We start from the raw sequence: 19,449 nt of genomic DNA, 5'->3' as shown, positions 1-19,449 counted from the left end.
TTTTATCTGTGAATACATTCAAGATGTGGGAGCCGGGCTTGCCCGCGATGAGGCCCTGACAGCCGACAAAAAACCCGCTGGCCAAACTGGCCCAGCGGGTTTCTTGTTTTTGCAGCGTGCGAATCAAAAATCCGCCAACTGCCACACCTCATACGCCGGTGTCTCGTAGGGGTGACTGAGTTTCAACGCAGCCACAACCGCCACAATCAACTCATCCGCCACCACCAGCTCAACCTTCCACTCTTCAACCACTTCAACCTGGCCCACCTGCCCGATAAACGGCTGACTGCCGTCCAACGCGCGGAATTGGCCCTGGCCCAGCACTTGCCAGGCGCAGCTGTCGTAGTTGCCGATGCGCCCGCCACCCGCTGCGAAGACAGCGGTTTTCACCGTCTCCACGTGGCTGTCGGGCACGAAGAAGCTGAGCTTGTACACGGCCTTAGTTCACCCACACGCGGGCGTTGCGGAACATGCGCATCCAGGCGCCGTCTTCGTTCCACTCTTCCGGACGCCACGAGTTCTGCACGGCGCGGAATACACGCTCCGGGTGCGGCATCATGATGGTCACGCGACCGTCGCGGCTGGTAAGGCCGGTGATCCCGCGCGGCGAGCCGTTCGGGTTGGCCGGGTAGGTCTCGGTGACCTTGCCGTGGTTGTCGACGAAACGCAGGGCGACGGTGCCGGACAGGTCAGCTTCAAGCAAGGCTTCTTCACTGGCGAACTCGGCATGGCCTTCACCGTGGGCAATGGCGATCGGCATGCGCGAACCGGCCATGCCTTGCAGGAAGATCGAGTTGGACTCCTGCACCTGCACCATGGCAACACGGGCTTCGAACTGCTCGGAACGGTTGCGCACAAAGTGCGGCCAGAACTCGCTGCCCGGGATCAGTTCGCTGAGGTTGGACATCATCTGGCAACCGTTGCACACACCCAGGGTAAAGCTGTCGTTGCGCTCGAAGAAGCCCTGGAACGCATCGCGCGCACGGCTGTTGAACAGGGCCGACTTGGCCCAGCCTTCACCGGCACCCAGCACATCGCCGTAGGAGAAACCGCCGCACGCCACCAGGCCTTTGAACTCGTTGAGGTCAACGCGACCGGCGAGGATATCGCTCATGTGCACGTCGATCGCATTGAAGCCGGCGCGATCGAACGCCGCCGCCATTTCCACCTGGCCGTTGACGCCCTGCTCACGCAGTACGGCAACTTGTGGACGAATGCCTTTCTTGATGTAAGGCGCGGCGATGTCCTGGTTGACGTCGAAGCTGAGCTTGGTGCTCAGGCCCGGATTCTCTTCTTCCAGGATCACGTCGAATTCCTGCTCGGCGCAGTCGGCGTTGTCACGCAGGCGTTGGATCTGGTAGCTGGTCTCGGCCCACTGGCGTTGCAGCAAGCGGCGCTGGCCGGCGAACACCGTGTCGCCATTGAACGAGATGTTGATCTCGCCGTTGTTGATCGGCTGGCCGATCACCGCCACGCAGTCGTCCAGGCCAGCGGCGCTGAATTGGGCGAGTACGTCCGGGGTCGCGTCCTGGCGAACCTGGATCACTGCGCCCAGCTCTTCGTTGAACAGGATGCCGTTGATCTCGGACGCATCCTCGGCAACGCTGTCGAGCACGATATTCAGGCCGCAGTGACCGGCGAAGGCCATCTCGACAACGCTGGTCAGCAAGCCACCATCGGAACGGTCGTGGTAAGCCAGCAGGTGACCGTCGGCGTTGAGGCCCTGGATCACGGCAAAAAAGGCTTTGAGGTCTTCGGCGTCATCGACGTCCGGAGCCTGCTTGCCGAGCTTGCCATGGGTCTGCGCCAGGATCGACGCGCCCATGCGGTTCTGGCCACGGCCCAGGTCGATCAGGATCAGGTCGGTGGTGCCCTTGTCCATGCGCAGTTGCGGGGTCAGGGTCTGGCGGATGTCGGTAACCGGTGCAAAACCGGTGACGATCAGCGACAGCGGCGAGGTGACTGTCTTGTCGACGCCGTCTTCGTTCCAACGGGTGGCCATGGACATGGAGTCCTTGCCCACCGGAATGGTGATGCCCAGCTCAGGGCACAGTTCCATGCCGACCGCCTTGACGGTGTCGTACAGGCGCGCATCTTCACCCGGGTGGCCGGCAGCGGACATCCAGTTGGCCGACAGCTTGATGTCGGACAGCTTGCCGATGCGCGACGCCGCGATGTTGGTGAGGGTTTCACCGATTGCCATGCGGCCTGACGCCGGCGCATCCAGCAGGGCCAGCGGCGTACGTTCGCCCATGGCCATGGCTTCACCGGTGTAGACGTCGAAGCTGGTGGCGGTGACGGCAACGTCAGCCACCGGCACTTGCCACGGGCCGACCATCTGGTCACGTGCCACAAGGCCGGTGATGGTGCGGTCGCCGATGGTGATCAGGAAGCTCTTGCTCGCCACGGCCGGGTGGTGCAGCACGCGTTCGATGCTGTCGGCCAGTTCAAGTTGGCTTGGGTCGAAGTCATCGCCCAGCTCGGCTTCACGTACCGCCGAACGGTGCATGCGCGGGGCTTTGCCCAGCAGCACTTCAAGCGGCATGTCCACCGGGCTGTTGCCGAAGTGGCTGTCGGTGACGGTAAGCTGCGGTTCGGCAGTGGCTTCGCCGACCACGGCAAACGGGCAGCGCTCGCGTTCGCAGATGGCCTGGAAGCGCGCGAAGTCTTCTGTGCCAACCGCCAGTACGTAGCGTTCCTGGGATTCGTTGCTCCAGATTTCGTGCGGGGCCATGCCCGGCTCGTCGTTTGGAATGTTGCGCAGTTCGAAGCGGCCACCCCGGTCGCCATCGTTGACCAGTTCCGGGAAGGCATTGGACAAACCGCCCGCGCCAACGTCGTGGATGAAGCTGATCGGGTTCTTGTCACCCAACTGCCAGCAACGGTCGATGACTTCCTGGCAGCGGCGTTCCATCTCCGGGTTTTCGCGCTGTACCGAAGCGAAGTCCAGGTCTGCCGAGCTGGTGCCGGTGGCCATGGAGGACGCCGCGCCGCCGCCGAGGCCGATCAGCATTGCCGGGCCGCCGAGCACGATCAGCTTGGAGCCGACCAGGATCTCGCCTTTCTTGACGTGTTCTTCACGGATGTTGCCCATGCCGCCGGCCAACATGATCGGCTTGTGGTAGCCGCGCACTTCATCGCCACGCGGGGTGGTGATGGATTGTTCGAAGGTCCGGAAGTAACCGGTCAGCGCCGGACGCCCGAATTCGTTGTTGAACGCAGCGCCGCCCAGCGGGCCTTCGATCATGATGTCCAGCGCGGTGACGATGCGCTCAGGCTTGCCGTACGGCACTTCCCACGGCTGTTCGAAACCCGGGATCTGCAGGTTGGACACGGTGAAACCGGTGAGGCCCGCCTTGGGCTTGGCGCCGCGACCGGTAGCACCTTCGTCGCGAATTTCGCCGCCGGAACCGGTGGCTGCGCCCGGGAACGGGGCAATCGCGGTCGGGTGGTTGTGGGTCTCGACCTTCATCAGGATGTGCACCGGCTCCTGGACCGCACCGTACTGGCGGGTCTCAGGGTCCGGGAAGAAACGGCCGGCGACGGAACCGACGATCACCGAGGCGTTGTCCTTATAAGCAGAAAGAACTCCTTCGCTGTGCATCACGTAGGTGTTCTTGATCATGCCGAACAGGCTTTTTTCCTGGCTTTCGCCGTCGATGTCCCAGCTGGCGTTGAAGATCTTGTGACGGCAGTGCTCGGAGTTGGCCTGGGCGAACATCATCAGTTCGATGTCGTGCGGGTTGCGCTTCAAGCCGTTGAAGGCGTTGACCAGGTAGTCGATCTCGTCTTCGGCCAGGGCCAGGCCCAGCTCGGTGTTGGCCTTCTCGAGGGCGGCGCGGCCACCGCCGAGCACGTCAATCGCGGTCAGCGGCTTGGGCTCGGCATGGCTGAACAGGCCGGCAGCCTGTTCCAGCTGGCTGACGATGATCTGGGTCATGCGGTCGTGCAGGCTGCTGGCGATCAGCTCGGCGTCGGCATCGCTGAACTGGCCCGCGACGTAGAAAGCGATACCACGCTCCAGACGCTGGATTTTCTCCAGGCCGCAGTTACGGGCGATATCGCTGGCCTTGCTCGACCAGGGCGAGATGGTGCCGAACCGTGGCAACACCAGGAACAAGCGGCCATCAGGCTCTTGGACCGGAACGCTTGGGCCGTACTTCAGAAGGCGTGCGAGCACTTGCTGTTCGTCGGCGTTCAACACGCCGGTAACGTCGGCGAAGTGAGCAAATTCAGCGTACAGGCCTGTAACAGCTGGAACCTTCTGGCTCAGTTGCTCAAGGAGTTTGCTGTGGCGAAAGGCAGAAAGGGCAGGAGCGCCGCGCAGGATCAACATCTTCGGGACAGCCTCGGGAAGGGGGTGTGCTTTGAGGCCGTGCATTCTAGCGTAAACCGCCGCCAACGGCACCCGAAACGCTACCGGTGGCTGCCGCCGAACGTCAGTTGGCCGGATTGCACCCCTTTCGCCGGGTCATGAGGGGCATTCGGCGCAGTTATTTTAACCGTCACAATCCCTCGCCAAGCCGCGTTTCTGCGGGTTGCAGCACAGTTTTGCCGGCGCTAGCAGACAACGTCCACGCTGTCGAGATATGGCGCCGTGGGCCGTTTGCGTATACTGCGCAGATGTTCTCCCCAACGGCTTTGCGACCGCGATGCGCCAAATGGCTCATCGCCACCGGACTCTTCCTGATGCTCAGCGCCTGTGTTGATAAACCCAGCACGCTCGAGCGAATCAAGGAGGATGGCGTCTTGCGGGTGATCACCCGGAACAGCCCGGCGACTTATTTCCAGGACCGCAACGGTGAAACCGGTTTCGAGTACGAACTGGTCAAGCGCTTCGCCGACGACCTGGGCGTGAAGCTGGAGATCGAGACCGCCGACAACCTCGACGACCTGTTCGGCCAGCTGGGCAAACCCAACGGCCCGGTCCTCGCCGCCGCCGGCCTGGTCAGCAGCGAACAGCGCAAGGCGCAGGTACGTTTCTCCCACCCTTACCTGGAAGTCACTCCGCAGATCATCTACCGCAATGGCCAGTCCCGCCCGACGAACGCGGCGGACCTGGTGGGCAAGAAGATCATGGTGCTCAAGGGCAGCACCCACGCCGAACAATTGGCGGCGCTGAAGAAGCAGAATCCTGCAATTGAATACGAAGAATCCGACGCCGTTGAGGTAGTCGACCTGCTGCGCATGGTGGACGAGGGGCAAATCGACCTGACCCTGGTGGACTCCAACGAAGTGGCGATGAACCAGGTGTACTTCCCCAACGTACGCGTGGCGTTCGACCTGGGCGACGCCAGCAACCAGAGCTGGGCTGTCGCTGCCGGTGATGACAACAGCCTGCTCAACGAGATCAACAGTTACCTGGATAAAGTCGAGAAGAACGGCACGTTGCAGCGTCTGAAAGACCGCTACTACGGGCACGTCGACGTGCTCGGCTATGTGGGTGCCTACACCTTCGCCCAGCATCTGCAGCAGCGTTTACCCAAGTACGAGAAACACTTCCGCGCCTATGCCAAGGAAGAAAAGGTCGATTGGCGCCTGCTGGCCGCCATCGGCTATCAGGAATCGCTGTGGCAGCCGGCCGTCACCTCCAAGACCGGCGTGCGTGGCCTGATGATGCTGACCCAGAACACCGCCCAGGCCATGGGCGTGTCCAACCGCCTGGATCCCAAGCAAAGCATCATGGGCGGCGCCAAATACCTGGCCAAGATCAAGGATGAACTGGACGACAGCATCGCCGAACCGGATCGCACCTGGTTCGCCCTCGCCGCCTACAACGTTGGCACCGGCCACCTGGAGGATGCGCGCACGCTGGCCAAGCGCGAAGGCCTGAACCCGAACAAGTGGCTGGATGTGAAAAAGATGCTGCCGCGCCTGTCGCAGAAGCAGTGGTACAGCAAGACCCGCTACGGCTATGCGCGAGGCGGTGAGCCGGTGCACTTTGTGGCAAACATCCGGCGTTACTACGACATCCTCACCTGGGTGACCCAGCCGCAGCTGGAGGGCAACCAGGTGGTCGAAGGCAACTTGCATGTGCCGGGTATCGACAAGACCAAGCCGCCGGAAGACAACCCACAGTTGTAAGAACACAGCAAAACCCAGTGGGAGGGGGCTTGCACCCCGATAGCGGTGTGTCAGCTACAAATAAGCTGACAGATACATTGCAATCGGGGGCAAGCCCCCTCCCACATTTTGATCTCTATTTGGATTAGAGACCCGTTAGCAGATGGACTACGCCGCCTGTTAACACCATCACCCCTGCGACACCGGCCGCCTTCAACGCCACCTCATCCAACCGCCCCGCATCCTGCAACTGCACCCGCACCCGTGTCAGCGCCACACGCTGCTGCGTTTTGAGGTTGTCCGCGCCGCCCAACGCGCTGATTACTTCGGCCGGCAATAGACTCTGCGTCGGTGTTGCTACGGTCTCGGCAATCAAATCCGGCGTCAGGGCTTTCCAGAACGCCCGCTGTAATTTCTCGAACATGCTCAAAGCTCCATGACAGGTGAGGTTTCAACGGTGGCTGCGTGATATTGGCGCAAGGCCTCACGCACCTGGGCGGCTTCTTCCAGGCCCAGTACCTGACGGGCGATGATCTGGCAGTCGGCCAGGTCCAGTTCGCGCACGGTGGCCTTGATGGTGGGGATCAACGGCACGCTCACCGACAACTCGTCCACGCCCAGCCCGATCAGCACCGGCACGGCCAGCGCTTCGGAAGCCAGCGCACCGCACACCCCCACCCACTTGCCATGGGCATGGGCGGCCTTGACCGTGGTGGCGATCAGGCGCAGCACCGCCGGGTGGAAACTATCGGCCTGGTTGGCCAGGCGCGGGTGGTCGCGGTCCATGGCCAGGGTGTATTGGGTCAGGTCGTTGGTGCCGATGGAGAAAAAGTCCACATGGGGCGCGAACACATCCGCCATCAGCGCGGCGGACGGCACTTCTATCATGATGCCCAGCTTCGGCAGCTCGGTAAGCCCCAGCGCCAGTGCTTCCTCTTCAAGCATCCTGCGGGCCAGGTGCAGCTCCGACAGCAGGCTGACCATCGGCAACATGATGTGCAGCCGCGCAAAGCCTGCGCTGGCGAGGATCGCACGGAATTGTTCGCGCAGCAGCTCAGGACGCTCCAGGCACAGGCGGATACCGCGCAGGCCGAGGAACGGGTTGGTTTCGGCGTCCATCGGCACATAGGCCAACGGCTTGTCGCCGCCGACGTCCAGGGTGCGCACCACCAGGTTGCGCTCGGTACCCAGGGCACGGGCGATGGCGGTGTAGGTGGCCGCTTGTTCATCGGGGCCTGGCGCGCGGTTGCGATCCAGGTAGAGGAATTCCGAGCGCAGAAGGCCGACACCTTCGCCACCCAGGGTCAGGGATTGCTCCACCTCCTGCAACGAGGCCACGTTGGCGGTGACTTCGACGTGATGGCCATCGCGGGTGGTGGCGGACAAAGACGCCTGTGCCACATCGCGCTGATGGCGGAGCGCCTGTTGCTTGCGCGCAATGTCCAGTCGCTCGATTTCGGCCAGGTCCGGCTCCAGGTGCAGCTCGCCCTTGTCGGCGTCGAGCAACACCTGTTTGCCATTGGCCAGCCCCAGTACCTCGGTTGGAACACCGCAAATGGCCGGTAGGCCGAGGGCGCGGGCAAGGATGGCGACATGACTGGTCGCGCCGCCGCCAACGGTGACGAACCCCAGCACTTTGCGGGTATCCAGGCTGGCCGTCTGCGAAGGGGTCAATTGCTCGGCGATCAGGATCGCGCGCTCCGGCAAGTCCCAGGCGTTGTCCTGAATGCCCAGGATCAGTTTCAGCACACGCTGGCCGACGTCGGCCAGGTCAGCCGCGCGCTCGGCGATCAACGCGTTGCCCAGCCCCTGGAATAGCTTGACGGTCGCGAGCGTCGCACTGTTCCAGGCAAACGCGGCGCTCTTGCCCTCCGCCAACAAACGGTGGGCTTGTTCCAGCAAGGTCGGGTCTTCAAGCAATTCCTGGTGAGCGCGGAAAATCTCGGCCTGGGCACTGCCGGCAGCCTTGTTCCGTAACGCCTGCAATGCCTCAGTGGCAGCCAGCAGGCCACGCGCCAAGGCAGCACGTTCGGTGGCTTCCCCCGTGCCTTGCTCAGTGATGGTCAGTTCAGGCTCAGTCACTTGAACGACCTGGCCAAACGCCGAACCCGGCGATGCACACACGCCCCGCAGCACGGTCGCCGACGACTGAATTTCGACGGGCTCGGCAACGCTCGCAATTACCTCGCCACAACCTTCAGCCAACAAGGCCACCAGCGCCTTGATCGCCTCTTCGGCATCTTGCCCTGCTGCGCTCACCTGCAAGCTGTCGCCCCGTACCGTTTGCAACGCCATGATTGCCACCAGCGACTTGGCGTTGGCGCTCTGGGTTTGCTTGTGCAGGTAGATGCTCGCCTTGAACCCCTTCGCCGCCTGGGCGAACACCGCCGCCGGCCGGGCGTGCAAACCGTTGGCATTGGGTAAGGTCAACGGCTTGGAGAACAGCGCATCGCCCTCCTCCTCGTCCACTGCGCCAACGGCTTCACCTGGGGATAACTGCAGCAACGGCTGGCCGACCTCCACACCATCGGTGGCCAACACGCTGAACGGCTCGCCGCTGACCACCAGCATCAAGGTCAGCAGACTGCGCGCATGGAGCGCCACGTAGTCGGCATCGAATTCGATCAACGGCTGCCCGGTCTCCACCCGCTGGCCTTCCTGCACCAACCGGGTGAAGCCCTTGCCCGCCAGGTTCACAGTGTCCAGGCCAATGTGCATGAGCACCTGGACGCCGTTGTCGTCGGTGATGCTGACGGCATGACCACTGTCCTGGATATTGCTGATCGTCCCGGCCAATGGCGCGCAGAGGGTCTGCGACGTGGGGTCGATGCACAGGCCATCGCCAATCAGGCGGCTGGAGAAGACCGGGTCGGGCACCTTGTCCAGCGCCAGCAGCACACCCGACAAGGGCGCCAGTAATTCCAGGGGTTGAGTTGTGGTCATGACTTCACCTGTTGTTTTGTTCCGTAGATATCATTGAGCGGAGGAAGGGTCACTTCCACCAATACTCAACCTGCACACCAACGTTCGACCCATGCCGCGCCGTGCCATACGAGCCGGCATCGGACAACGCCGACCCCGCCGCCAATTCATTCGCTGCACGTTTAGCCGCTTCGTTCCAGGTGGCATAGGTGTAGTACAAGCGCACCTCCGGCCGCGCCCAGAAATCCGGGCCTTTGGGCGACCAGGTCGGAGCGAAGGTGAATTTGCTCAGTTTGCGCGTCCCGCCCGTAGCCTCGACCTGATCATGCCCAAGCTCGGCGACCAGTTTGAACTGTTCGCTGATGGCGTACGCCGGACGCACGCCGAGGGACATCCAGGTCTGGTCCTGGCTGCCCGGACGAATATCCTTCTGGTACACCGCTTCGATCTGCCCACCGAAACGCGGGGTCACCTGCCAATCGAAAAACTCCACGGCGCGGTAACTTTTGCTGCTGTTGTCCAGGAAGGTATTGCCGGTGTAACCCAGGCCGGTGCCGGGGCCTTCGCCGTACTGCAAGGCGAACTTGTTCTTGCCGCCCAGGAAAGGTTTTTGCACGTGCTGCGCGGTGAGCGCCCAACCGCTGTTGGTGTCGCGCCCGCCGGCTTTTTCGATGTAGCTCAGGCCCAGTTCCAGCTCGCCGCCGGGGTTGGTCTTGAAGCCCGCGACGTTGAAGTCGTGACGGGTGGCGTATTCCTTCTGGTACAGGTTGTCCTTGCGGGAAATGGCATAGCTGTACTTGAGGTCGCCGATCAGCACGTCCTCGATACCACCGCCCGTGGCGCTCTGGTTCCAGTAGTAGAAGTCGGAGATATGGATGTCGTTACGTTTGTAGTAACGCCGGCCGGCCCACAGCGAACCGCCATTAAGGGCTGGCAGGTTGGACCACTGCGCATACATCTGCGGCATGCGCGCGGTGCCGTTGTTTTCGCCCTGGAACTTCAGCGCGCGGTCGTACTTGTTGTAGAGCGATGCCATGGCATCGACGCTGAGCACCGAGCCGTCGTCGAGGGTGAGCAGGTCCTGGCGCAACTCCAGTTCGGCGTACTGCTCGCACTCGTTGCCCAGACGGTATTTGGTTTGCGCCCCGGGTAATTGGAAACACTGCTGTGGGCCACTGCCCGTCGACGTCCCCGCGCCACTGCGCACGTAACCCGCAAATTCCAAGGCTTGAACGCCAAGAGGCAGACTTAGACAAGACGCAACGAGGCCCAGCTTTATTGTTGTTTTCATAAAGCACTCCGATATTTTTATTATGTTTTTTGCAGCGCCCCGTGCTCCCACACGGGGTTACAACGGGTCTCAGTCCTTGAGGTGCAGCACGAACGATTCGTAAGGGCGTAATGCAACCGTGCCCGTTCGCGCCGGGCAGTGGGGGTAGTTACTGATCAGTAGGCGTTGTTCAGTCGCCTGGTTGATCACGTTGTCCGGCAGTTGGATTTCGCAGGGCGTGCCGTAGAAGTTGTTCAGCACCAGCAGGCGTTCGCCATGGCCTTCGCGCAGGTACGCCCAGACTTGCGAGTGGCCTTGCAGCAGCTCGCGATAAATACCTTCCTGGATCAGCGGTTCATGACGGCGCAACGCAATCAATGCGCGGTAGTGATGCAGCACGGACTCGGGGTCATCCCGTTGGCTTTCGACGTTGATGATGGAGGCATTGGCCGGAATGCCGATCCAGGGTTCTCCGCTGCTGAAACCGGCATTCCTGTCGGCATTCCACTGCATCGGCGTACGGCCGTTATCGCGGGACTTCTGCATGATCGCCGCCATGCTCGACGCCTCGGATTCCCCCGCATCACGCTTGAGTCGGAAGATGTTCAGGGTCTCCACATCGCGGTACTGTTCGATCCGGTCAAAGCCCGGATTGGTCATGCCCAGTTCTTCGCCCTGGTACACATACGGCGTGCCCTGGAGAAAGTGCAGCGCGGTGGCGAGCATCTTGGCCGAGACCACGCGATGTTCACCGTCATTGCCGAAACGCGAGACCACCCGCGGCTGGTCGTGGTTACACCAGAACAGCGCGTTCCAGCCGCCACCGGCCTGCATGCCCAGCTGCCAGTCAGAGAAGATCTGCTTGAGCTGCAGGAAGTCGAAGTCAGCCTTCACCCACTTCTGCAGGTTCGGGTAATCGACTTTCAGGTGATGAAAGTTGAAGGTCATCGACAGTTCTTTCGACGCGGGATTGGAGTAGCGAATGCAGTGCTCGAGGCTGGTGGACGACATCTCGCCGACATTGATCAGGTCATGTCCCTCGAAGACTTCGCGGTGCATTTCCTGCAGGTATTCATGCACGTTCGGTCCGTCGGTGTAGAAACGGCGGCCGTCGCTGGTGTCCTCGGGGAAATCGGCGGGCTTGGAGATCAGGTTGATCACATCCAGGCGGAAACCGCCCACGCCCTTGTCGCGCCAGAAGCGCATCAGCTTGAACACCTCGGCGCGCACCTTGGGGTTGTCCCAATTCAGGTCGGCCTGGGTGTGGTCGAACAGGTGCAGGAAGTACTGGCCGGTTTGCGCCTCGTATTCCCAGGCCGAGCCGCCGAACTTGGACTCCCAGTTGTTCGGCTGGTCGCGCCAGATGTAGAAGTCGCGGTACGGATTGTCCAGGCTGCTGCGTGCCTGCTGGAACCATTCGTGCTCGATGGAGGTGTGGTTGACCACGATGTCGAGCATCAGCTTGATGCCGCGCTTGGCCGCTTCGCTGATCAGCAGGTCGCAGTCGGCCATGGTCCCGTAGCTGGGGTCGATGGCGTAGTAGTCGCTGATGTCGTAGCCGTTGTCGCGTTGCGGCGAGCGCAGGAATGGGGTGATCCACAGGCAGTCCACGCCCAGCCATTTGAGGTAGTCGAGCTTGTCCACGATGCCCAGCAGGTCACCGGTGGCGTTACCCGCGTGACTGTGGAAGCTTTTGGGGTAGATCTGGTAGATCACCGAGTGTTGCCAGTCTTGCATGGTGGGTTCCTTCAGTTGATTGCTGTGCAGGCCTTTCGGGCCTCATCGGGGGCAAGCCTCCTCCCACATTTGAAATGCGTTTCAATGTGGGAGGGGGCTTGCCCCCGATTGCGATGGTTCAGGCGACGCGATATCCAGGCCGAACAATTTTCATGCTCAACGCACAGGTCAGGACAAACGGCACGACGATCGCGATGACCATCCCGATAACAAAGCTGGGGATGTACTGCGGAATGATCGAAATGAATCCAGGCAAGCCACCGACGCCGATGGCCGACGCCTGCACCTTGTTCAGCGACAGGAAAATGCTGCCCAGCGCCGAGCCGAGCAGCGCTGCATAGAACGGGAACTTGAAGCGCAGGTTCACGCCAAACATCGCAGGTTCAGTGATGCCGAAGTACGCGGAAATTGCCGAGGTCGAGGCCATGCTTTTGTCCCGTGCATTACGGGTGGTGTAGAACACCGCGAGCGCGGCGCTGCCCTGGGCCAGGTTGGACATGACGATCATCGGCCAGATGAAAGTGCCGCCCTGGGTGGAGATCAGTTGCAGGTCCACGGCGAGGAACATGTGGTGCATGCCGGTGATCACCAGCGGCGCATACAGCAGGCCGAAAATCGCCCCGCCGACCATCGGCGCCAGGTCAAACAGGGTGACCACGCCTTCGGTGATCAGGATGCCGAGGTGACGGGTCACCGGGCCGATGATGGCCAGGGCCAGCACGCCGGTCACAACGATGGTGGTGATCGGCACGACCAGCAGTTGAACCGCGTTGGGCACCCGCGCCCGCAGCCATTTCTCGATGACGCTCATCACGTAGGCCGCCATCAGGATCGGCAGGATCTGCCCCTGGTAACCGACTTTTTCAATCTTGAACCAACCGAAGATATCGAAGTACGGCAGGCTCTGGCCGTCGAGACCAGCCACCGCCTTGCCGTAGTTCCAGGCGTTGAGCAGGTCCGGGTGCACCAGCATCAGGCCGAGCACGATGCCGAGGATTTCGCTGCCGCCAAACCGCTTGGCCGCCGACCAGCCCACCAGGGCCGGCAGGAACACAAACGAGGTGTTGGCCATCAGGTTGATCAGGCTCCACAGGCCATCCAGGTCCGGATAAGCCTCCAGCAGCGTCTTGCCCTCGATGAACATGCCCTTGGCGCCCATCAGGTTGTTCACGCCCATCAACAGGCCGGCGATGATCAGCGCGGGCAGGATCGGCATGAACACATCGGAGAACACCCGCACCAGGCGCTGCATGGCGTTGGTCTTGTCGGCGCCCTTCTTCTTCACGTCGGCGATGGTCGCGGCGGCGAGGCCGGTCTGTTCACGCAGGGCGGCGTAGACCTTCTCCACTTCGCCGGGGCCGATCACCACCTGGAACAGACCGCCGGTAAAGAACGAGCCCTTGACCAGATCCACCTGGTTCAGCGCGCTGCTGTTGACCAGGCTCGGGTCCTTGAGCGCCAGGCGCAGACGGGTCACGCAGTGAGCAGCTTGCTCAAGGTTGTCGCTGCCCCCGAGGTTCTCGAGAATCTCGCGGGCGATATTGGAATAGTCGTGGCTCATGCTTGGTTTCCACTTTGGTTTTTTTTATTGGGGGCAGTCATTGGCAGCACGCCGAGGGCAAAAGTACTCGTCTGTACGAGTTAAAGCAACAACTCGTCTGTACGAGTTACATATTGTTTATCTTTTGTAGGACAGCGCGTCGCTGCAAGCCGCATGAACCAAGGGTCTAATGGACAAACCGCCTCTCTGCCACTAAGGTTCCTGCCTTGACCGCAACCCCGGCAAAGAGCCATCCCCATGAGCAAATACAACCAGATCTATACGGATCTGCTTGCCAGCATCACCACTGAACGCCTGCAACGCGGCACGCGCCTCCCCTCCGAAACCGAACTGATGGACAGCTACCAGGCCAGCCGAGGCACCGTGCGTCGCGCCATCGAGCAGTTGCAGGAGCGCGGGTTTGCGCAAAAGATCCACGGCAAGGGCACGTTCGTGTTGTCGCCCAACCCGATCGAGTTCCAATTGGGCGGCATCGTCAGCTTCCACGAAACCCATGCCGACCTGGGCGACGACGTACGCACCGAAGTGGTCGAATTCACTCAGTTCCCACTGGAAGACTCACTGCTGCAACACATCGAAGCCGAACCCGGCACCCTGATCACCCGCATCAAACGGGTACGGCGCATCGGCGGCAAACGGGTGATCCTCGACATCAACCACTTCGTGGCCGACGTGATCCCCGGCCTGGATCGCGCGATTGCCGAGCAGTCGATCTACGCGTTTATCGAGCAGACCTTGCAACTGCAAATTGCCTACGCGCAACGCACCATCGAAGCCCTGCCGCGCGGCAAGGACGACCAGACACACCTCGACCTCGAAGGTCAGAGCCATGTGATCGTGGTAAGTAACCAGACGTTTTTGCAGGACGGGCGACAGTTCGAGTACACCGAGTCGCGGCATACGTTGGATAAGTTTTATTTTTCGGATATTGCACGGCGTTGAGCATGAGTCGGGAAGATCATTGCACTGCGATGCTTTTTGCCAGGCCTGCTGCCCAGGCAGCGGCCATCTTCTCTCCTACCGCCGCAAACTCTGGGTGAGTGCTTTGATACTCGGAAAGCTCTGCCATCGCCTGAGCCATTCCGTCTTGCACTCTGGCCAGCAGTTCGTTGCAACGTGCCTCGGACAAGCCGCACGAACTGCGCCCGAACTGGACCAGCATCTTGCGCTTGGGCCAGGCCTTCGAACCACCGAGCAACAAACCCATGATGTCGTTGCAGCTGTACACGGTTGTGGTCACCAGGTCGTAAGCTGGTGCCAGCCAAACGTCCGCATCCTGTGCGCAATTCTCATACAGCAAGCCGAAGTTTTTCAGGTGAGCGTCACCGTTCTGGATGCCAGCAGAAAGTGCCACCATCAAGAAGAAGTCTTCCAGCGTTCTGGTGACACGGCTGGGCGTGACAAATGACCTGATCAGCTTCGCGCATCCCTGGTAGCTTCCGTCATATTTCTTCGCGGTTCCCCATCCCGATAGAACGCACATATCCTCAAATCCGAGGTAGGCGCTTTCACTGATGTCGAACCGTTTCACCACCAGGAATTTACCGTGTTGGCTGAGCTGGACCTCAGGCACTTCAAGACCGCAATGGAATGCGGCCCGCATGCAGAAAAACTCATTGGCCGCCAATTGTGGAAAATCAGATTCGTTGAACGCCTTCACCAGGTGAGTCGCGCCCCGATGGGTGAGACGCTCGACACCGAAGTTCATGTCGTCAGCATCGCGTACCAGCACCTTGGGTTGAACACCCGACACACCCGAGTAGGCGGCGTAGGTTTTCAGAAGGTCAACGAACAGGTCTTTGGCTCCGGCATAGACCAACAACTCGGAAAGCTTGACCTCGGGCAGTGACTCGCCAACCGCGTCATGAGTAACGCTGATACGCCCCAATTGATGCGGGCCTACAATGCCCAACAACGCAAAGTCGTCAAAGCCGCGCACCGACTTGCTGAAGCGTCGCACAAGCTCGTCCTTGAGATGCCCCTCGGGGATGTGCATCTCGAACAGAGGGTGGACTCCATACTCCCAGTTGTAGCTCTCCAGGCGCACCGGCATGGTCAGGGAGACCGCATTCTCTTCGCCGACAGTGTCGTTATATGAGAAAACCGTATCGCGGCGGTTCTCCTCTCCCCGCCCGAGCGTTCCCACAGGCACGCCGCTTGCGCCGATATATAGCCGCTCACGTTGACTGGTCATGGATATTCTCCGATTTCAGCTCATCAAGGGTTTTGCGCCGACGCTTGGGGATGGCCGTCAACTCATATCCCAAGCCCTCAAGAATGGCTGCGACCTTGCGAATCCCCACTTCCGGGATGGTATTGTTCTCAATCCCCGAGATGGTGGCGCGACTCATGCCATGCCGTTGTGAGAGCTGGCTTTGTGAAAGGCCTGCGGCTTTGCGGAGCCGCCTAATCAATAGTCCTAAATCGTTCATATCGAAACGCATCCAATGCAATGCAAAATTGCATAATACTGCATTAATGCATCCTATACGATGCGCTGAATTTTGAATAGTGCTTTACTCGCGCGCAGGTCGTTGAGCGTTCACACACCAAGAAACACAAACATCTCGCCAAGCAGACTGTGCAAAAACGTAGTCTGTAAAGCAGCTTGTTACCGTTGAGATACGCCGCTACTTGGCAAACAAATACAACCTTCCGTAGGATGCGTTCGTGGCTATGGAACACCTTCCTTCTAACCTCCTATGACCTAGGGGTTTCGCTCTCCACACCGCGCCTGCTTCTTGCAGGCGTTTTTACATCAGCTGTAAAACCATACTGCAACTCCTCAACGACGGCGGCCAAGGGAGATAATCAAGCATGAATCAGGATCTTTTCCTGCGTCGCCGAAGCAAAGTTCACGTCCCGATGGGAACTGGCGGAGCCACGCGCGCTCAGGTCGCGTCGGCTGTCCGGGAAGTCGCGGCGTTCCGATGCGTACTATCAGAACCTCTGATTGCGCAACTCGGCATGTTGTCAGCAACAGAACTCAAGCACTGGTTGCACGAAATTATCGGAGTCCTGCGTCGGCAAACTGGCGCTCATGTACACCACAAGCCATTTTATCCTGACTTTCCAGAGCAGGTCCTGACGGCTTCAGAGGCGGAGTTGTACCTTAACGCCATCATTCACTACTTCACGCTTCTACGTTTACCGCCAACTGAACATTCGCGACCTGCGATGCTTGAAGGCAACTTCATATCCCGCGTTATCGAACCGGGAACCATCGATGAATTTGAGGCACTGCTTGAGCCACTGGCTTCATCGCGCACTTCGCTTTCCGAAGAGGAAGCCGCCGATGTCGCCTGGTTTATCCGAATGTACAAAAACGATGTGTTCCGCCTACTGCCTGAAGCCATTCCGTTCCGGGAGATCCGTGCACAGGTTGGCGGCGCACTTGTCCTGCAGGTAGCCGGCGATGCACGGGTGGACGCATTCCTTGAGAAAAACGTCGAAACAGCGACTGACGTGCTACGACTCGCGGTCGCTCTGAGTGGTGGAGACGTATCATTAGCGACAGCTTCGACGCGCTTCAAAGCTATGAAGCGCTCGATACGCCGTCTGCTTTTGCGCCTACTCGACCAAATACCCAACGCTGTAGAAGACGTGATGCGCCATGCTGAGCGCTGGAAACGCCTGGCTGAAGTACTGCACCCGGGCGACTACGCCGATAAATACCCACGCGCGCTAGGCGCCATCACGGCAGCACGTCGCAACGAAGCGCCAGCCTCATTTGGATCACGTGTCGAAACATTGTTTGCCCAGCGTCACATAACCACGCTTACGTCCCTACTACAGAGCCGTCCTGGGGAGTTCGCGCGACGGCTGGACGCGACCCTGCGGCGCGCGACGGAACCAGAGTCGGTTCTCGACGCGTTCGAGTCGGTTGCAACACAAGTTTCCTCACCTGTGCTGCTGCAGGTACTGGCCCAGGTACGTGCGCCGCGCCCCCTCCCACTGCGGGCTTTCACGCCGAAAGGTGCATTTGCCAAAGTCTATGGCATCAAGGATCGACGCGAACCTCTCGCTCCCGACGTGTTAGCGCGTGCAGCCAGAATCTGCGAGGACGCACTCGTTACGCGTTTTGCGTCGCTACCGCCACTGGGCCGCTGTTTCATCGATCCAGCATTACGCGAATATCGGGTGCCGCTGGCGCAGCGTGCCTCATCGAAGTCGCTACGTACGCTGGTGCGGGGCAGTCGGCTGCCTATGCCTGACACACGCTTCATTCGCCTGTTCCTGTGGTGGAAGAACGGCCGTGGACGCACGGACATCGACTTGTCCGCCGCATTTTTCGACGCCAACTTCGTGTTCAAAGAAACGGTCGCGTACTACAACCTGAAGGGTTTCGGCGGCTACCACAGTGGCGACATCGTCGACGCGCCCGAAGGGGCCTCGGAATTCATCGACCTCGACCTTAATGTCCTTGTCGAGAAGGGCATCCGCTATGTCGTCACGTCTATCAACTCATTCACCGAACAGCCGTACTGCGATCTTCCAGAATGCTTCGCTGGCTGGATGGCCCGCGTCGACACGGCGTCGGGTGAAGTTTTTGAGCCGCGCTCCGTGTTCGACCGTATCGATATCGCATCCGATACAGCGATCTGTCTACCATTCGTGATGGACTTACAGGAACGACGCATGATTTGGGCCGACCTGGGGCTCACGTCATCTGCGCGGTGGAACAACGTCGGGAACAACCTCAGTGGGGTATCGCTGATGCTGCGAGCATTGGTACATACACCAAGGCCGGATTTGGAGACTCTGTTCAATCTACATGTTCGAGCACGGGGAGAACGAGTGGCTTCACCGCAGCAGGCACAGGCGGTGTTTGCGCCTGATCAAGGTATAACACCGTTCGATACGGATTTGATTCGATCACAGTTTCTTTAATACCTACGCCGGCCTGAGCCGTTCGTTGAAAACGTAAATGTTTTGCTGTTCGGATATCGCGCTGCGGTAAGGCCAGACAGAGATCAACTGTGGGAGCTTGCCTGCGATGCAGACGCCGGGGTATCAAGTCATACCGAGGTGATGCCATCGCTGGCAAGCCAGCTCCTACAGAGAATCGGGGTGATTCATTTACCGTATTCCATAAACACAAAACCCCGGCACATGACCGAGGAGTCTGACATCGGATTCTCTATAAAGCCCGGCCGGGACTCAAATGCTTAAGTGAACAGCATTACGGCACATGACCGGGGTTTTGTTGTTCAGCGTTCACCTGCTACCGCAGGATCATTCCCACTCTATTATCAACGACAACAAAAAAACCTTATATTTCAAAGCATTTAAATCAAAAAAATATGCAATACCATTATAAATACCATGGCATTCCATGCACTCAAGATCAATCAAGATTCCAAGAGCCGCCGCGATATTGATACGCGCCGCTGAGGATGCCAGTTAGCCATACGGACACAGTCGCAGTCTTGAACCCGCCAAACTGCACTAGTTGCGCGCCCTCAATGTCGAGCATCGCCACTGGCAACTCGGGCAACATACCAGTACCAATTCCATGGGGAGGAAATACATTGCCGAAATCACGCTTCAACAGCAGGCGCGACGTTGCCTTGCCTAAGGTCCTGAATGTCTCTTTGCGGACCAGCCAGTAGCACTCTACGCCCGATGCGGCATACCGCTCCTGACGACGCGTGAAGTCGCGAAGATGCTGATAAGAGCGTTGTAGCTCAATGGCGATGGTGCGACCTGAAGCCGAGAAGAGAACATCAGCCTCCCACTTCTCCCCGCTCGCTGATTGGCCGGGCACTTCATCGCGGTTCTCGATACCCATGCCAGTTAAGGCGTAAGCGTCCACGCATCCCGTCTTGCGCAGCTAAGTCGGTTGCCATCGATGCGGCAACAAATCCCCAATCTCACTCGCCCGCTGCGTCGGCAG

General features: G+C 60.0%; 13 protein-coding genes. 3 read left to right on the top strand and 10 right to left on the bottom strand.

Translation table 11 applies throughout. From position 1 onward, the window contains the following. Nucleotides 1-123 precede the first annotated feature (123 nt). Together BM017_RS17680 and purL are read right to left on the bottom strand one after the other, a co-directional pair. A complete protein-coding gene (locus BM017_RS17680) occupies nt 124-435 on the bottom strand; it encodes a YqfO family protein (RefSeq protein ID WP_015885716.1) in 312 nt (103 codons plus the stop codon). 4 nt (nt 436-439) lie between these two features. After that, on the bottom strand, nt 440-4,336 hold the full coding sequence (gene purL, locus BM017_RS17675; protein WP_092246716.1) for a phosphoribosylformylglycinamidine synthase: 3,897 nt from the start codon (nt 4,334-4,336) through the stop codon (nt 440-442). 287 nt (nt 4,337-4,623) lie between these two features. Between purL and mltF the strand changes: the two genes are divergently transcribed. Then, nucleotides 4,624-6,084, top strand: coding sequence for a membrane-bound lytic murein transglycosylase MltF (gene mltF, locus BM017_RS17670; protein WP_071489270.1), 1,461 nt, complete (start codon nt 4,624-4,626; stop codon nt 6,082-6,084). A gap of 124 nt (nt 6,085-6,208) precedes the next feature. Here the strand turns inward: mltF and BM017_RS17665 are convergent, their stop codons facing one another. The 5 genes from BM017_RS17665 to treP all read right to left on the bottom strand — a co-directional run bounded on the left by BM017_RS17665 (nt 6,209) and on the right by treP (nt 13,553). Beyond that, nucleotides 6,209-6,487 (bottom strand): PTS sugar transporter subunit IIB, encoded by a 279-nt coding sequence (locus BM017_RS17665; RefSeq protein WP_071489269.1) that lies wholly within the window; start codon nt 6,485-6,487, stop codon nt 6,209-6,211. A 2-nt stretch (nt 6,488-6,489) separates the two neighbouring features. Continuing rightward, a complete protein-coding gene (gene ptsP / locus BM017_RS17660) occupies nt 6,490-9,006 on the bottom strand; it encodes a phosphoenolpyruvate--protein phosphotransferase (protein WP_092246713.1) in 2,517 nt (838 codons plus the stop codon). 49 nt (nt 9,007-9,055) lie between these two features. Next, nucleotides 9,056-10,276, bottom strand: a complete 1,221-nt coding sequence (locus BM017_RS17655; RefSeq protein WP_092246710.1) for a maltoporin — start codon at nt 10,274-10,276, stop codon at nt 9,056-9,058. 69 nt (nt 10,277-10,345) lie between these two features. Next, a complete protein-coding gene (gene treC, locus BM017_RS17650; protein WP_092246707.1) occupies nt 10,346-11,992 on the bottom strand; it encodes an alpha,alpha-phosphotrehalase in 1,647 nt (548 codons plus the stop codon). Nucleotides 11,993-12,110: 118 nt separating this feature from the next. After that, nucleotides 12,111-13,553, bottom strand: coding sequence for a PTS system trehalose-specific EIIBC component (gene treP, locus BM017_RS17645; protein WP_092246704.1), 1,443 nt, complete (start codon nt 13,551-13,553; stop codon nt 12,111-12,113). A 237-nt stretch (nt 13,554-13,790) separates the two neighbouring features. Here treP and treR point away from each other — a divergent pair, with 237 nt between their 5' ends. Beyond that, on the top strand, nt 13,791-14,495 hold the full coding sequence (gene treR / locus BM017_RS17640) for a trehalose operon repressor (RefSeq protein ID WP_092246701.1): 705 nt from the start codon (nt 13,791-13,793) through the stop codon (nt 14,493-14,495). Nucleotides 14,496-14,511: 16 nt separating this feature from the next. Here treR and BM017_RS17635 read toward each other — a convergent pair whose 3' ends face one another. After that, nucleotides 14,512-15,747, bottom strand: coding sequence for a type II toxin-antitoxin system HipA family toxin (locus BM017_RS17635; RefSeq protein WP_092246698.1), 1,236 nt, complete (start codon nt 15,745-15,747; stop codon nt 14,512-14,514). After that, complete coding sequence (locus BM017_RS17630) at nt 15,731-15,985, bottom strand: helix-turn-helix domain-containing protein (protein WP_092246695.1); 255 nt, start codon at nt 15,983-15,985, stop codon at nt 15,731-15,733. The genes BM017_RS17635 and BM017_RS17630 overlap by 17 nt, the downstream gene beginning before the upstream one ends. Nucleotides 15,986-16,370: 385 nt before the next feature. Here BM017_RS17630 and BM017_RS17625 point away from each other — a divergent pair, with 385 nt between their 5' ends. Beyond that, nucleotides 16,371-18,443: a TerD family protein gene (locus tag BM017_RS17625; protein WP_092246692.1), complete on the top strand. Its 2,073-nt coding sequence runs from the start codon at nt 16,371-16,373 to the stop codon at nt 18,441-18,443. A gap of 457 nt (nt 18,444-18,900) precedes the next feature. Here BM017_RS17625 and BM017_RS17620 read toward each other — a convergent pair whose 3' ends face one another. Beyond that, on the bottom strand, nt 18,901-19,368 hold the full coding sequence (locus tag BM017_RS17620) for a competence protein CoiA family protein (RefSeq protein WP_256575645.1): 468 nt from the start codon (nt 19,366-19,368) through the stop codon (nt 18,901-18,903). Between the last annotated feature and the right edge of the window lie 81 nt (nt 19,369-19,449).

This window comes from Pseudomonas sp. NFPP04 (genome assembly GCF_900113815.1).
Lineage (GTDB): Bacteria > Pseudomonadota > Gammaproteobacteria > Pseudomonadales > Pseudomonadaceae > Aquipseudomonas > Aquipseudomonas extremorientalis.
This window is presented reverse-complemented; position numbering and strand designations above follow the sequence as displayed.

Coding starts and splice junctions, on each gene's coding strand:
- purL (WP_092246716.1), bottom strand. CDS start 4,336: ATGTTGATCCTGCGCGGCGCTCCTGCCCTTTCTGCCTTTCGCCACAGC.
- mltF (WP_071489270.1), top strand. CDS start 4,624: ATGTTCTCCCCAACGGCTTTGCGACCGCGATGCGCCAAATGGCTCATC.
- BM017_RS17665 (WP_071489269.1), bottom strand. CDS start 6,487: ATGTTCGAGAAATTACAGCGGGCGTTCTGGAAAGCCCTGACGCCGGAT.
- ptsP (WP_092246713.1), bottom strand. CDS start 9,006: ATGACCACAACTCAACCCCTGGAATTACTGGCGCCCTTGTCGGGTGTG.
- BM017_RS17655 (WP_092246710.1), bottom strand. CDS start 10,276: ATGAAAACAACAATAAAGCTGGGCCTCGTTGCGTCTTGTCTAAGTCTG.
- treC (WP_092246707.1), bottom strand. CDS start 11,992: ATGCAAGACTGGCAACACTCGGTGATCTACCAGATCTACCCCAAAAGC.
- treP (WP_092246704.1), bottom strand. CDS start 13,553: ATGAGCCACGACTATTCCAATATCGCCCGCGAGATTCTCGAGAACCTC.
- treR (WP_092246701.1), top strand. CDS start 13,791: ATGAGCAAATACAACCAGATCTATACGGATCTGCTTGCCAGCATCACC.
- BM017_RS17635 (WP_092246698.1), bottom strand. CDS start 15,747: ATGACCAGTCAACGTGAGCGGCTATATATCGGCGCAAGCGGCGTGCCT.
- BM017_RS17630 (WP_092246695.1), bottom strand. CDS start 15,985: ATGAACGATTTAGGACTATTGATTAGGCGGCTCCGCAAAGCCGCAGGC.
- BM017_RS17625 (WP_092246692.1), top strand. CDS start 16,371: ATGAATCAGGATCTTTTCCTGCGTCGCCGAAGCAAAGTTCACGTCCCG.